This window comes from Flavobacterium cerinum (assembly GCF_024496085.1).
GTDB lineage: Bacteria > Bacteroidota > Bacteroidia > Flavobacteriales > Flavobacteriaceae > Flavobacterium > Flavobacterium cerinum_A.
Genome location: NZ_CP101751.1, coordinates 3,030,464 through 3,046,325, shown reverse-complemented (window position 1 = coordinate 3,046,325; position 15,862 = coordinate 3,030,464). Strand labels below are relative to the sequence as shown.

Below are 15,862 nucleotides of genomic sequence, written 5' to 3'. Positions count from 1 at the left end.
AAATTAAAAAAAGAACAGCAAATATATGAGTGCTAAAGTTTGGCTTGAAGCCGCACGATTAAGAACCCTTCCGTTATCCATTTCCGGAATATTAGTAGGAAGTTTTTATGCTTATAAACAATATTCAGATAACCATAACTACTGGATTATATTTGGTTTGGCTTTTCTGACGACTTTAGGATTACAGGTGTTGTCGAATTTTGCCAATGATTATGGAGATGGTGTAAAAGGAACGGATAATAAAGACCGTGTCGGTCCGCAACGAGCACTTCAAAGTGGCGCGATTACACCGGAACAAATGAAAAAAGGAATAATTATCGTATCCGTTGCAACTTTAATTATTGCCGTTTCGCTGATTTATGCTTCTTTCGGAAGTGATAATTTCGGTTTTTCGTTATTTTTCTTTGTGTTAGGTTTAGCGGCTATTACGGCAGCGATTAAATATACCGTTGGAAAATCAGCTTACGGATATAGAGGATTAGGCGATCTTTTTGTCTTTATCTTTTTCGGATTGGTAAGCGTACTCGGAACGAATTTCCTGTTTGCACAATCATTAGATAGTAAACTTCTTTTACCGGCTGTTAGCGTAGGCTTATTAAGTGTTGCGGTGTTGAATCTAAACAATATGCGGGATCGGGAATCCGATAGTAAAGCAGGAAAAAATACACTGGTGGTGAAAATCGGTGCGCAAAATGCAAAACGTTATCATATTGCCATTGTTGTTTCGGCAATGCTTTTGGGACTTATATTTGCATTTTGGTCCGGATTTGAATGGAAACAATACTTATTTGTACTGGCATATATTCCATTACTGAAACATTTGAAAACCGTTATTACCAATCAGGATCCGAAAGCACTGGATCCGGAATTGAAAAAAGTAGCATTAAGCACTTTTCTTTTTGCTGTTTTATTATCAGTAGTACTCACTTTTTAAACAACGAACTATGAAAATTACATTTTACGGGCATGCCTGTCTGGGAATAGAAATCAGCGGAAAACACCTTTTAGTGGACCCTTTTATTTCAGGAAATCCGAAAGCGTCACATATTGATATCAATACGATTAAAGCCGATTATATTTTAGTAACACATGCGCACAACGATCATACGTTGGATGTAGAAACCATTGCACGCAGAACCAATGCCGTAATTGTTTCGAATTACGAAATAGCTTCTCATTACGGAGAAAAAGGATTGCAATATCATCCCATGAATCACGGAGGAAGCTGGAAATTTGATTTCGGAACCGTAAAATATGTAAATGCCATTCATACCAGTTCATTCGGTGACGGTAGTTATGGCGGTCAACCCGGAGGTTTTGTGATCGAAGGGGAACATAAAAATATTTATATCGCCGGTGATACCGCTTTGACAATGGATATGAAACTGATTCCGATGCGTACCCAACTGGATTTAGCTATTTTACCGATCGGAAGTAATTTTACAATGGATGTAGACGATGCTATCATTGCTTCTGATTTTGTGGAATGCGACAAAGTATTGGGCTATCATTTTGATACGTTTGGTTATATCGAAATTGATCATGAGGAAGCGATCCGTAAATTTTTTAACAAAGGAAAAGATCTGATGCTGTTGGAGATAGGAGCTTCGATTGATCTTTAAGAGAAGAAAGAGAAAAGAGAAAAGAGAAAAGAGTTTAGCAATATAGAAGTAAGATTTATAGAAGGAAATTTAGGCCAACTGTAAATCTTATTTTTAGTTTAAAAGAAGTTGAATTATGTCGGATTCAGTAGTAAAAGCAACGTATCAAAAATATGTATTAACGTTTAAAAGACCGTCCGGAACTTCCAGAGGTGTTTTGACGACAAAAGAAACCTGGTTCATACAACTTCAAAAGGACGGTAAAACCGGAATAGGAGAGTGCGGTATCTTAAGAGGATTAAGCATCGACGACCGACCGGATTATGAAGAAAAACTACGTTGGGTTTGCGAGAACATACATTTAGGCCCCGACCGGCTTTGGGAAGCGACCATCGAATTTCCTTCTATTCAGTTCGGATTGGAAACAGCTTTCCGTTCGCTGGAATCAGCTGATCCGTTTTTGTTGTTTCCGTCTGATTTTACGAATTCGGTAAAAAGTATTCCGATAAACGGTTTGGTATGGATGGGAGAAGAAGACTTCATGAAACAACAAATCGAAGAAAAACTAGAACAGGGATTTACCTGTATCAAACTTAAAATAGGCGCTATCGATTTTCAGAAGGAACTCGATTTACTGGCATTTATCCGGAAAAATTTTGATGCCGAAACTATTGAAATACGAGTGGATGCCAATGGAGCTTTCTCAGGAGAAGAAGCATTGGAAAAACTGGAAAAACTGGCCGCATTTACATTACATAGTATCGAACAACCGATTCGACAGGGAAATGAAACGGTAATGGCCGATTTATGTCGTAAAAGTCCGATGCCGATTGCTTTGGATGAAGAATTAATAGGGATTTTTACGCCAACGGAAAAAGAAGCACTACTGCAAAAAATACAACCGCAATATATTATCTTAAAACCAAGTCTGGTTGGCGGTTTTCGAGGTACAAAAGAATGGATTACACTGGCCGAAAAATACAATATCGGTTGGTGGATTACATCGGCATTGGAAAGTAATATCGGACTAAATGCGATTGCGCAGTGGACTTATACACTGAACAATAAAATGCCTCAGGGATTAGGAACCGGAGGTTTATACACGAACAATTTTGATTGCCCGTTGGCGGTCACTAACGGAAACCTAGACTATCGATCAGAAGAAAGTTGGAATACTACAGGTTTACAATTCTAATTACTTTCTATTGATATAACGTCTTCTCTTAAAGAAATAGAAGTTAAGATAAGAACCGACCATAATCACGGCAATAACGACAGTAATAACGATGATCAATGTTTTAAATAATTGATGCGTAAAATCCAGATCGTCGAAGTAAAAATACAACTGCGTAAAGGAATAAATAGCCATGATTAGGAATATAACGGAAAGCGATCGTGTTTTCATAAGGTTGGGTTTTTCTTATAGGAGCAAAATTAAATGATACATTAATGCCAGGGTAGGGGAAAAATCCGGTTTTTTGGTACGGGTAAATACGTAATTTAAAAAAAATATACTGCTGCTACGGCAATCATTATTTTTTAATTTAACCATTTCTTGTCCTTTTATTGTCTATATTTGTCTGTTTTTTTCTTAAAATATGATCAAAAAATATATTCTTTTTCTGCTTCTTTCCGGATTTTGCGCTTACGGACAGGGAGAAGCAAATAACTGGTTTTTTGGGAACGGTGCCGGTTTGCATTTTGATGCCAATGGTACTGTAACGTCCATCCCTAACGGACAAATTTATACGACTGAAGGGTGTAGCTCGATTTCCAATGCCAATGGTGATTTATTATTTTATACCGACGGACGAACGGTTTGGGATCGGAATCACGTAAAAATGCCGAATGGTGACTACTTTAACGGACGCGGATTATTTGGTGATCCGTCAAGTACACAATCCGGGATTATTATTCCGAAACCGGGTGACCCGAATATCTACTATATTTTTACGGTAGATGAACCGCATCATGAAAATGCAGCAACCTATCCGGCTCGTAATACGGCTGCAACGTTGGAAGAAGACGATGGTTTTAATAACGGCTTTAACTATTCGACTGTTGACCTTTCTGTTGTCGGAAATAACGGAAGTATCGGGAATGTTACCTATCGAAACAGACATCTTATTACCTATAATACGGATCCGAACGGAGAAGAAATCAAATATAAATGTTCCGAAAAGATTACGGCGGTACGGGATAATTCCGGCGGATATTGGGTAATCACGCAGTTCGTAGATCGTTTTTTTGCTTTCAGGGTAACTTCAGCCGGAGTTTCGCAAACACCGGTGGTAACGTATATCGATCCGCTTATTACAACTGCAGGATACCGACGTAATGCCATCGGATATTTAAAAGCGTCCCCGAACGGAGAAAAATTAGCGATTGCACATTCACAAAACGGATCTCAAACCGGACAATCGTCCAATGACGGTTCGGTATATTTGTATGATTTCGATAAAAATACGGGTATAGTGAGTAATGCGCTGCTTTTAAAAGGAATGGTAAATCCGTACGGAATTGAGTTTTCGGCTGAATCAAAGAAATTGTATTCGAATATGCGGGATGGAACTTCCTATTTAATCATGCAGTTTGATCTTGAATTTAATGATATACCGACTTCCGGAACGATTATCGGTTATACTAACAATACAGGAGCTTTACAGTTGGGGCCGGATAAAAAAATCTATTTTGCCAATGCGAGCGCTATTACGTTGGGTGTTATTAACAGTCCGGAAGAATCCGGAATGCAATGTGATTTTAATCCGAGTGGTGTAACATTAGCATATGGTATGTCCACTTTAGGATTACCGCCATTTATTACTTCCGTTTTTTATCCGAGTTTCCAGGTGATGCATACTTGTTTGGGCGATACAACTTCGTTTATACTACCACCTTCATTTATCAATCAGCCTTCTACGACGACCATTGCCTGGGATTTTGGCGATGGTTCTCCTATATCAAATACAACTGAACCCACTCACGTTTATGCAGCAGCAGGTAATTATCAGGTTTCGGTAACCGTAACAATAAACGGAAATCCGGCTACAACGACACAGAATATTACGATTTATGAAGTTCCGGTGGCACATCAGCCTACTAAATTAGAGTTGTGTGATACGGATAGTAACGGTTTAATGAATATCAACTTACAACAACAGGATAATGCGATTCTAAACGGACAGGATCCGGCTGTTTTTGAAGTACGTTATTTTACTTCCCTGGCCAATGCAACCAATAATACGGATGTAGTAAATGCCGGTGCTTTTTCGAATGCTACGGCTGATTTTACGATGTATGCAAGAGTACAAAACCGAAACAATCCGGCGTGTTTTGCAGTTACAAACTTTGACGTAAAAGTTACCCCTAAACCGGTGATTGTACTTACAAGTGATTATATACTTTGTGATGATAACTCAGCTAACGGAATACAGACGTTTAATTTACCGACAAAAGTACCGGGAATATTAGGAACGCAAAGTCCGGCCGATTTTGATGTGAGTTTCCACGCAAGCCAGACGGATGCCGATACAAAATCAAATCTGTTACCGGATAATTATACCAATACGGTACCGGGTGATCAGGAAATATTTATACGAATCGAAAACAAATCCAATCCCAATTGTTTTGCAACGGGTAGTTTTCATTTAAAAGTAAATGCATTACCGGTTGCTGTACCGGCAACTTTGGTACAATGTGACTTCGGATTAAATCCGGACGGGTTTACAACGTTTAATCTGAATGAAGCTAACGGAGTACTTACAAACGGTAATACCAATTTAGTGACTTCTTTCTTCAGTAATAATACCGATGCGACCAATAATGCGAGTCCGCTATCCGTTAATTTTACCAATACAAGTAATCCGCAGACAATATCAGTAAGAGTAACGGATACAACTACAGGTTGTTTTACAACTACAACGCTGGATTTACAGGTAACCTTAACACCAACGCGACGTATTGATCTGAATACTTGTTCGGATACGCCTTATGCTGCTTTTACATTAACTGATTCAGGATTGGAAGCACCGGGTACAGACGTTAGCTATTATGCGACACTTACGGATGCTTTACTGGAACAAAATGAATTAAATACAACCTTTACCAATACAACACCGAATGCTCAGGTTATTTATGCCCGTATTGAGAGTAATAACGATTGTAACGGATTACACGAAGTAAAACTAAATGTGCGACCGCTTCCGGTTGTAGCAAACGATTTTGCCCCAATTTTATGTAAAGGAGCGACATTACTGTTGTCAGCTGGAATTACAGATACAAATCGTTATGATTTTCTATGGTCAAACGGAGCGACTACACCGACATTGACTGTAAATACAGCCGCAATTTATACGGTTAAGGTAACCGATAAATTATACGGATGTTCAGCGACGCGTACGATCACGGTAATTGCATCCGACAAAGCTATGATTACCGGTGTAGATGTTCAAGACTTATCGGATAATAACACTGTTACGGTTTATGTAACAGGAACTAGTGATCATTATGTTTACGCTTTAGATACAGAAGAAGGACCTTATCAGGATAGCAACTTTTTTGAAAATGTAGAAGCTGGTGTACACATGGTATATGTAAAAGATTATAACGGCTGTGGTATCGCTAAAAAACAGATAGCGGTATTGGGTATTCCAAAATTCTTTACACCTAACGGTGACGGATTCAATGATTTATGGCGTATTAAAGGGGCAACAATCAGTCCGTATAAAGATGCTATTGTAACTATTTTTGACCGTTACGGAAAGATGTTATACCAAATGAAAGCTTCCGGCGGATGGGACGGTGTTTATAACAGGGAACCGTTACCGTCAACCGATTATTGGTATGTTTTGACCTTACCGGACGGAAGAGTGGTAAAAGGACATTTTAGTATGAAACGATAATTAAAATAAAGGGCTGTCAGTTGAATGACGGCCCTTTATTTTTTAGCTATTAGCGATTAATCTTTAAAAAGAGCAACCACCCGAGCCGGAGCAGCCGATCCGCCGACAATCTTCAGCGGGAAAACAGCAATGTCAAATCCGGTATAGGGTAGTGCATCCAGATTGACTAACTGTTCAATATGACAGTATTCTTTTTCATATCCAACCAAATGAGCTTCCCAAAACAATTCTTTATTATTTTGTTTTTTGGCTTGTTGAATCAAGTAATGCAACGGTAAATCCCACCCCCATTGATCGATTCCCATTACTTTTATACCTTGGTCAATAAGCCATCGGGTAGCTTCGGCACTCATTCCGGTTCCGATTTCATGAAACTTTTTAGTTCCGTTATAAATATCCCGACCCGTTTTAATCAGAACGATCATTCCGGGTTCAATTGTTAGCTTTTGTTGGCTTAAAAAATCTTGAATATCAGCTTTTGTAATCGGATCAAAATCTTTTTTGTGTTTCATATCGATTACAATTCCTTTTCCGTAGCACCATTCCAAAGGAACCTGATCAATTGTTTTGGCGGGTTTTCCTTCGCAGGTTGGTGCATAATGCCACGGAGCATCGATATGGGTAGTGGAGTGAACACCCATCGATTGAATTGTATCATCTGCCCATCCTGAAAAATTTTCCGGAAAAAGCCGGGACGGTAAACCTAAAAAGCGAATTAGTAATTTTGATTTTTTATGTAGCTTGTGTTTAATCCTGACTTTCATAAACCAGGGATCTTCTTTATTATATTGAATAGGCTTGGATAAATCGATAATCTTCATGGAGTATACTTTATATTAATAATGATTGTTGTAAAAATATGCTTTTTGAGTCATTTATGTTGTGTTTTTTTTTAAACAAAGTGATGCCAGTTATCAGTCAATATTGGCCAGCCAAAAAACGAATAACTGTAATTTGGCTACGCTTTTATCCTAAAACGTTACGTTTGATAATTTCCCGATACAGAGATTATTTTTTGTTTTATATTTGGATCACTTTATTAATAAACCAATAAAAATTTAACCAATATCATTATGAAAAAAATATTACTTGTTGCAGCTTTAGCATTATGCGGTACACTTACCCAGGCACAAACCATCGAATCAAGCAGTCGTAGTACGATAGCCAGAATTAGTAGTAACGGAACTATTGAAAACAGCAGCGGTGGTACTATAGGTTACATTAAAAGCGACGGTACTATTGAAAACAAAAGTCATGGTACTATCGGTTACATTAAGAGTGACGGTACTATCGAAAACAAGAGCCATGGTACTGTAGGTTATGTAAAAAGTGACGGTACAGTAGAGAATAGTAGCCATGGAACCATCGGTTATGTAAAAAGCGACGGAACGGTAGAAGGCAGTAGCCATGGTACTTTAGGATATGCAAAAGGGGTAAAAAAAGAATGGGCTGCGGTAGTATTCTTTTTCTTTAAATATTAAATTTTGGCTTCTCATTTTGGGCGAAGACGCGATATTGCTTATTTCTGGAACTTAATTAAAAAAGCGATACTTCCAAAAAAGCGACCAAGCAAAAAGAGGAATAAAAAAGCCCGGGAATGGGCTGAAAGCTATTTTAACCGACTGGAAAAAGCGATTGAAGAATTGCGCAATCACGATTTGGTAAGTCAGGTTCACTATATTAAATATCCCGGAGCGACCGAGGAAGCGTTAGCTTATGCTGAAGAAAAAGTATTTGAAACGCAGGTGGATAACTTCGAATATTATGATGCTTTGGCACCGGAGGCTCCTTTTGCTTTTAATCCGTATATTAGGGAATTTTACAAACGGAGTAATGGTCTTCATATAGCATGGCATTCGGTTATTTTTCCGAAAGCTGAAATCATAGATGATCCTGACGGAGAAATTCCAATAGCCCGAGATGAAGACGACTTTAAAGAAGGTTGGATCTCAATCCTTCCGGCAGAAAGTCTGGCAACTCAACAAGGTTTTTATTTGCTTGGTGATCCGCAGGAAACGGATCTGGGCGAGTATGTACAAAGCAATGGAGGTTTACTCCATTATATTGACGGGTTTAATTATTACCATGATGCCTGTATGATACTTGAAAACGGTAATCCTACAATTGCTTTTGGTGATGATCACAGTGCTTCGTATGAAACGCCACACGAGTGTGATTTCGTTATTTATATGGAGTATGCACTTGCTACGTTCTTCTCGGTGGAATGCCGTTCTAAGGAATTGCATTTTTCAAAGAAAAAGGCAGCACATTCTAAACTGAAAAGAATGGTGAAAACCCAGAATTACAGTAGTCTTGTAGCATTACTTCAAAAAAACGAGCCTACTGACATTGATTCGGTAATTGCTTTAACCTATAAAGAAAAAGGAAAGGAATATGCCAAAGATAATCATAGGGAAGGATTGTCGGAGTCGCTTAAAAAACGTTTAAGTTTACTAATAGAATAATTCTAAATGCTGTCCTCTTAAAAAGGACAGCATTTTTAATAAAAATCAGGAGTGAATTTTTACGTAAAAATTCGATCAGGGATATTCCTATGAAAAAAGCGTTACACAGGTAAAGCTGATAATATGATAAGTAGATATAAATGAAAAAAAAACTTAAACTTTCTCACTCAAAACAGAAGTCGAAAATAGAGGGTTTTCCTAAACTTACAGATTGTCTTATCGATGCAAAGGAATTCAATAAAAAGCTAATTCCGATAGTAAAACTGGACGGTGGAATAGTTGACGAAAAATGGGAAGGATTGCCCTTCACTTTTATGCTCCAGAATGTAAATGTAAGCCGTATGGACTTCCGACTGGAAGAGGGCAAATATCAGCTACTTGCCCCGCTTAAGTTAAAGAAAGTGGAAGAATATGATAAATCAGATATAAAGCGTGAGTACTTGCAGACTTCGGCGGACAAGGTTGAAGAGATGGATTACTGGCAAGTAGACCGATATAATAACGAAGGTCTGTTGCTACAAACCGGATCGTTTTCATATAGGCCCAACAGACGTGTAGTATACAGTTATGCTACCATTAACGGAATACCGATGCCGGTGACTAAAACAATACAATATTTTCTGGGGAACGAAGAATGGCTTGACTCGGAACGCTATACCTACGATTATGATTCCGATGGTTTTTTAAAAGGGACTACAAGGCACCAACCGGCACGTGAGATAAAGATGACCGAAAAGTTGGTATATAAAAAGACCAGTAGCGGATATACGATATCAAAAGAATTGGCACCACACCAACTTGTAGCAACGGATAAGAAGCTTGGGGCTACCTACAGTAAAATACCATTTTCGACAGAGTTTAATGAGGATGAAACGGATTGGAATTTTAGTACAGTGGGAAGGTATAATAAGGGGAAGAAAGAGGGAAATTACATTGACATTCAAAGAAAAATTATACTTGGATATGCATTTTACCATTTCTATAGCCTGAATGCGAGTTTCCTTGAAAATACCTGTAAAATTGAAAAGTATGAAGAGATAAATTTCAAAGGCAATAAAGAAGCCGATCTACCTGATACTGTCGAATATACTTTTTGCTGTCCTGAAGAAAAAGACATCTGGTTTTTACATTACATCGGAAAGAGTGATAAGAAAGTCATCACGGAAGTAAGAGGTCACAAATATACTTTTGAACATCTGGGGCATGAGATACAGGTAACAAAAGAAAATAGGTATGGTATAAATCATTTTACCCTTTCAGGACACTATACCTTGCAACAGACAATAATGATGGTAAAGGACGAAAGTTATTTCTGGTGTGACAACTTTGAGCAGCAAAGAATTTCCGATAGGATTATGAGTCTGGGCTATGTTAATCCTGTTATCTTTAATTTTATAGATACTAAAACCGAAAATGGCATTGAGCGCGTTGTACAGGAAGTAAAAGTTAAGAAAAATAAGACCGAAGGAAAGCTAAGGCTCGGCAAACCGGATTGGGTGCAAAGCAATGAAACACCACGCGATCCTGACGGAAAAAAAATGGAATTTGTAGCGCAGTTGGATCATAGTAATATGTTTGGTACACTGTATCTGTTTTATTCGGAAAAACACCAAATGATCTCGCAGGTGTTCCAATGTTCGTAATTTGAATCCGTTACGATACTGAAAAACAAATAAAAAGCCGCTCCTGTTAAGAGCGGCTTTTTCGTATTTCGTAAAAAATTATACGGTTGCTTTTTGTGTCATACGTAAATAGGTTTCGATCAGGGAGGCGAATATAATGGTTAATACGGCTCCGATGATATTGAGCCATAGAAAACTTACCACATCCAGATAATAGATATAGAAAATGAGCAACTGACTAAAGGTGGCACCCCAAAAAACCGCTTTGGCCTTAATGTATTTAATATAGAAAGCAATCAGGAAGATACCTAACACCGTTCCGTAGAAGATAGATCCGACAATGTTCACCAATTGAATAAGGTTTTCAAATAAAGTTCCTACACAGGCAAAAAGGATCGCGATTAATCCCCATAAAAGCGTAAAGAATTGTGTTGCATTCACAAAGTGTTTTTCGTCTTTTTCGGTTTTCAGATTTCGTTTGTAAAGATCGATTGTTGTTGTAGAAGCCAGTGCATTTAGTCCGGATGCTGATGATGACATTGCTGCGGATAAAATTACGGCCAGTAAGAGTCCGATAAGCCCTTTCGGAAGATAGTTCAGGATAAAGTGGATAAAAACATAATCTTTATCATTCGTTTCAGTTTTAGGATCAGCTTTAGTAATCAGATCTTTTGCCTGTTCGCGTAAATCTTTTTCTTTACCGGAAAGTGAAACCATTTTTTGCTGTAAAATCGGATTGTCGAAATCCTGTTGTAGCTGACCTACATAAAGCATACTGATTTCCTTTTTCTCTTCCTGTACCTGATCTAGTTGTTGTTCCAGTTTATGATACTCCGACTTATAAGGGGAATGATTGATGACTTTGATATTATTCGGATTAAAATGCAAAGGAGCCGAATGAAACTGAAAAAATACAAAAACCATAACACCGGTCAGTAAGATAAAAAACTGCATCGGTACTTTTAAGAGACCGTTCATGATTAATCCCATCTGACTTTCCTTGATTGATTTTCCGGTCAGATAACGTCCCACCTGCGACTGATCAGTTCCGAAATAGGAGAGTGCCAGGAAAAAACCACCGGTAATACCGCTCCAGAACGTATAGCGTTTTTCCGGATCAAATGAAAAATCGACAATATTCATTTTGCCGTTGGCTCCGGCAATTCCTAAAGCGTTGCTAAAACTCAGCTCGTCCGGTAAATAACTTAAAATAAGAACAAAAGTGATAAACATTCCTGTCATGATCACAAACATCTGTTGCTTTTGCGTTACGTTAACAGCTTTTGTACCACCTGAAAACGTATAGACAATAATCAATACTCCGATAATGATATTCATCAATGTCAGATTCCAGCCTAATAAAGACGATAAGATAATAGCCGGTGCATAAATGGTAAGACCGGTACCCAATCCTCTTTGGAAAAGGAAAAGCAGAGCGGCAAGCGAACGGGTTTTAACATCAAAACGCTGTTCCAGAAATTCATAGGCCGTAAAAACCTTTAAACGGTGATAAATGGGAATAAACGTAATACAGATAACCACCATTGCAATAGGCAATCCGAAATAAAACTGAACAAATCCCATTCCGTCGTGATACGCCTGACCCGGAGTAGAAAGAAAAGTAATGGCACTGGCCTGAGTAGCCATAACGGATAAACCTACAGTCCACCAGGGCGTTTCGTTATTTCCGAGGATAAATTCTTCAACGTTTTTACTTCCTTTGGTCTTTAACGCACCATAGATTACAATAAATAATAAGGTTACCGATAATACAATCCAGTCGATACTCTGCATGGCTTACGTGAACATTTGCATTAAGAAATAAAACAACAGTATATAGAAAGCATTCAGGATCAATACCAGCGTATAGCTTTTTCTCCAGGAAGTTGGTTTGTCAATCATTTTGATATGTTTTAAAACCGATACGAAGACCGGTTAATGAAACCCTTTTCGAAAATACAAAAAAGAGGTGTTATTTTTTGAATATTAACTTTTCAGAACTTATTTCCCAACGGCAATTAAATTGGCCATTAAGCGGAAAGCACCGGAAACACCTTCCGGTAATTCCCTGAAAAAGCTTAATCCGGTATAGATATAATATCCTTTTCCGTATTGCGCGACCAGTAAAGCTCCTTTTTTAGGTGTTTCTCCTTTGTCATTGGCTTGTAATACAGGTGTAAATTCATTGGCCCATTTATCCGGATAATATAAACCTTGTTCCTGTACCCAACCTTTAAAATCATTTTGGGTAATTTTATTCGGATAGTTCAATACCTTATTTTTAGGATCAAGGAAAGTTACAGTTGCATCTTCCTCAGTAACCCGGTCAGATGATATTTCCAGTGAATAGGGAGCGATATCTTGTGTGATAAGCGCACCGGTTGTATTGTATTGTACAATCATAGTACCGCCGTTTCGCACATATTCAAATAAAAGCGGCTGTTTGAATTGTAAAGCTTCTACCACATTATAAGCGCGGATTCCAACAATTACAGCATCAAATTTTTCCAGTTGGCTACTGGTAATTTTTTCCGGTTTTAGTAATGTAACGGTATAACCCATCTGTTGCAGACTTTGCGGAACCTGATCACCGGCACCCATAATATAAGCAATATTCTTTCCTTTTGTTTCAATGTCAGCTTTGGTAAATTTGGCTTCAGCCGGCAATAAAACCTGTTGTAAGGCAATATGCGGATAGTCGATTAGAATCTGTTGATGATCAAAACGTTCACCTTCTATAGTTGCAATAGCTTTTGCTGTAGCTTCAGTAGCATAATCCGGTGGTGTAACTTCGAAAGTTACTGTTTTCTCGCTTCCTTTTTTGTGTAGTTGAAACGGGATATATTCCGGAGATACAATCCATCCGGATGGTAATTCTAATTGTAAAGTTCCGCTGCAATCATCTTTTCCGGCTTTTACTTTCATCGTAACCGATTGCTTTTTCCGGTCTTTAAATAATTGTACTTTATTCTGAATTTCGGTTGTAACCTGCGGTACAATATCTAAAGGACGGTACACTTCTCCTTTTACCGGATCGTTGTATTTGAAGATAATTTCACGGGTAAACGGAATAGCTGTTCCTTCGACTAAAACAGTAAAGGTTATTTTAAGGTTTCGGATAATATCCGGAATTCCGATTTTTTGTTGTTCGTTAACCGTATACATACCCGTTGTTCCTTTTTCATTGAGCCAATACGGCGATGTGTAAGGGACATCTTTCGGCACTTTTAGTGTAATGGTTTCGCTTTCAAACAGATTGTTTTTTAACGGATAACTTTGTTCCAGCGTTTCATTTTGAGGGATGGTTTGTAAAGTCAGTAATTTCATTTCAACCGGGCTTCGGTTAATCGCTTCCCATTTTACTTTAAGAGTACCACCGGGTGTAACCGATTGTTCTTCGGCCACGGCTTCAATATAAAGACCGGAACAGTTCGCAATAATATTTTTGACTTCCTCCAGTTTTATTTTTTTCCAATGCGGATCTTCTAATTCTTCGATCTGACGATAAACTTTTACCAGGTCGTATACAGAAGCTGACGGATTTTTAAAATCGAAACATTTTAAAATAAAATCGATTGTTTCGCCGATTTGAGCACCGCCTTTTACGCGCTTCCAGGATGTGTCAATACCTTCAAAAAGATTCTGCTGATCTGTAATTGATGATCCTTTGATTAATTCCAGGTATTCCATATCCTCACCGCGAACTCCGGTAGAACCGAATCCCTGGGATTGATGCTTACTCCGACTTAATGCTGCAATTTCCTGATTTGATTTACCAAGTGAAGGGTAGTAGACGCCGGTTCTTAGGTTAACGTATTTCGATTTATCGGCTTTTTCAAATTTGTCTTTTCCGCCAAAAAACCACCAGGAAACATTAAAAAATAAACGTTTCGGCTGCCAGGGTTTTACAAATTTTAATTGAGAAGGTTCAAAATTAGGATCATTGGCCAAAGTAAATAAGTCCTGAGAAAGCATCGCTGACGATGTATGATGCCCATGTGTTGTTCCCGGCGAACGATGATCAAATCTATTGATGATAATATCTGGCTGGAAATTACGGATGATCCAGGCCATATCGCTCATTACTTTTTCTTTATCCCAGATTTCCAGTGTTTCGGTAGGGACTTTCGAATAGCCGAAGTCATTGGCGCGTGAAAAAAACTGTTCGCCGCCATCGGTTTTTCGGGCTTCGATCAGCTCCTGTGTACGGATTACGCCTAAAAGTTCCCGTAATTCGGTTCCGATAAGATTTTGTCCGCCGTCACCGCGGGTAAGTGATAAATATCCGGTACGGGCTTTGGTATTGTTGGCCAGAAATGAAATCAGACGTGTATTTTCATCGTCCGGATGCGCTGCAATATAAAGTGCAGAGCCTAAAAAATTTAATTTTTCAATCTGATTGTAAATTTCAGAAGCGGTTGGTTTTTTAGGTTGCTGCGCAAAAGTAGATTGAAATAAGAATAAAAATAATATAGAATATAAGGGTAATTTTTTTGTCATAATTCGTTTTAAGGTTGGCTTTTCAAATATAGTGTACCTAACTGTTAAAAATAAAGGCAAAGACGTTAAAATTGTCTTTGCCCTTGATTTTATTAGATTTATTATCGTCGGCCACCTCTGCCGTTTCCGTTGTCGTTACCTCGTCCGCCGTGATCGTTTCCTCTTTCATAACCTCTTCCGTTTCCGCGATCATTACCACGATCATAATTTCTTCCGTTACCGCGGTCTTCAGCCTTTTCAAAGCTTTTACCGTTATTTTGATTATCTGCAGTTCGGTAATCCATTCGGTAATCGTTGTATTTTCGAACCTCTTTTCGGTCGCGGTATTCGTAATCCCGGTTAGAATGGTTTACTTTCACTTCACGATAGTCAACATCTCTTGGTCGCGGATAGTAAGTAACCTGAGCGGGACCTCGATATCCTCTGTAATATTTTATTCGGTGTGATTTATAGTAAAGATAAGGATTCGGTCCGTAATCATGTAAGCAAACCTTATAAGCTCCGTATAAATCATAATGTCTGTATCGTCTTGGTAAATAGGCTGTACGAACCCAACCGCCGTCACTGAAATAAATAAACATTGCCGTATTAATGTCGTAATACATTTCAATATCCGGTAAATAATAATAACGGACATCTGTATAACCTACAGGACCCCATGCCGGTGGTGTTCCAATGTTTACATTAACGGAAACCTGTGCATTCATAGCAGATACGGATAACAGGATTCCCAACATTACTATTTTTATAGCTTTCATGATAATCGAATTTTA

12 protein-coding genes are annotated in these 15,862 nt (G+C 38.3%); 7 read left to right on the top strand and 5 right to left on the bottom strand.

Annotation, left to right across the window (positions count from 1 at the left end):
• Nucleotides 1-25 precede the first annotated feature (25 nt).
• The 3 genes from NOX80_RS13610 (at nucleotide 26) to NOX80_RS13600 (ending at nucleotide 2,796) form a co-directional block, all read left to right on the top strand.
• Nucleotides 26-934 (top strand): 1,4-dihydroxy-2-naphthoate polyprenyltransferase, encoded by a 909-nt coding sequence (locus tag NOX80_RS13610; RefSeq protein WP_256550341.1) that lies wholly within the window; start codon nucleotides 26-28, stop codon nucleotides 932-934.
• Nucleotides 935-944: 10 nt separating this feature from the next.
• Nucleotides 945-1,622, top strand: a complete 678-nt coding sequence (locus NOX80_RS13605) for a metal-dependent hydrolase (protein ID WP_256550340.1) — start codon at nucleotides 945-947, stop codon at nucleotides 1,620-1,622.
• A gap of 115 nt (nucleotides 1,623-1,737) precedes the next feature.
• Nucleotides 1,738-2,796 carry an o-succinylbenzoate synthase gene (locus tag NOX80_RS13600; protein WP_256550339.1) on the top strand — a complete coding sequence of 353 codons (1,059 nt, stop codon included), beginning with the start codon at nucleotides 1,738-1,740 and terminating at the stop codon, nucleotides 2,794-2,796.
• On the opposite strand, the gene NOX80_RS13595 is transcribed toward NOX80_RS13600, so the two are convergent.
• On the bottom strand, nucleotides 2,797-3,006 hold the full coding sequence (locus NOX80_RS13595; protein WP_256550338.1) for a hypothetical protein: 210 nt from the start codon (nucleotides 3,004-3,006) through the stop codon (nucleotides 2,797-2,799).
• Between the two features lie 193 nt (nucleotides 3,007-3,199).
• Here NOX80_RS13595 and NOX80_RS13590 point away from each other — a divergent pair, with 193 nt between their 5' ends.
• A complete protein-coding gene (locus NOX80_RS13590; protein ID WP_256550337.1) occupies nucleotides 3,200-6,502 on the top strand; it encodes a T9SS type B sorting domain-containing protein in 3,303 nt (1,100 codons plus the stop codon).
• Between the two features lie 56 nt (nucleotides 6,503-6,558).
• Here the strand turns inward: NOX80_RS13590 and NOX80_RS13585 are convergent, their stop codons facing one another.
• Entirely contained in the window at nucleotides 6,559-7,323 is a 765-nt protein-coding gene (locus tag NOX80_RS13585) for a cyclase family protein (protein ID WP_256550336.1), read from the bottom strand.
• 252 nt (nucleotides 7,324-7,575) lie between these two features.
• On the opposite strand from NOX80_RS13585, the gene NOX80_RS13580 reads away from it, so the two are divergent.
• The 3 genes from NOX80_RS13580 (at nucleotide 7,576) to NOX80_RS13570 (ending at nucleotide 10,610) form a co-directional block, all read left to right on the top strand.
• Nucleotides 7,576-7,983, top strand: coding sequence for a 5-fold beta-flower protein (locus NOX80_RS13580; RefSeq protein WP_256550335.1), 408 nt, complete (start codon nucleotides 7,576-7,578; stop codon nucleotides 7,981-7,983).
• Between the two features lie 3 nt (nucleotides 7,984-7,986).
• Entirely contained in the window at nucleotides 7,987-8,967 is a 981-nt protein-coding gene (locus NOX80_RS13575; protein ID WP_256550334.1) for a hypothetical protein, read from the top strand.
• Nucleotides 8,968-9,107: 140 nt separating this feature from the next.
• A complete protein-coding gene (locus NOX80_RS13570; RefSeq protein ID WP_256550333.1) occupies nucleotides 9,108-10,610 on the top strand; it encodes a hypothetical protein in 1,503 nt (500 codons plus the stop codon).
• A gap of 78 nt (nucleotides 10,611-10,688) precedes the next feature.
• Here NOX80_RS13570 and NOX80_RS13565 read toward each other — a convergent pair whose 3' ends face one another.
• From NOX80_RS13565 to NOX80_RS13555, 3 genes are all read right to left on the bottom strand, one after another.
• Nucleotides 10,689-12,383 (bottom strand): sodium:solute symporter family transporter, encoded by a 1,695-nt coding sequence (locus tag NOX80_RS13565; protein WP_256550332.1) that lies wholly within the window; start codon nucleotides 12,381-12,383, stop codon nucleotides 10,689-10,691.
• Between the two features lie 207 nt (nucleotides 12,384-12,590).
• Nucleotides 12,591-15,089 carry a PIG-L family deacetylase gene (locus NOX80_RS13560; RefSeq protein ID WP_256550331.1) on the bottom strand — a complete coding sequence of 833 codons (2,499 nt, stop codon included), beginning with the start codon at nucleotides 15,087-15,089 and terminating at the stop codon, nucleotides 12,591-12,593.
• Between the two features lie 101 nt (nucleotides 15,090-15,190).
• Nucleotides 15,191-15,847: a hypothetical protein gene (locus tag NOX80_RS13555; protein ID WP_256550330.1), complete on the bottom strand. Its 657-nt coding sequence runs from the start codon at nucleotides 15,845-15,847 to the stop codon at nucleotides 15,191-15,193.
• Between the last annotated feature and the right edge of the window lie 15 nt (nucleotides 15,848-15,862).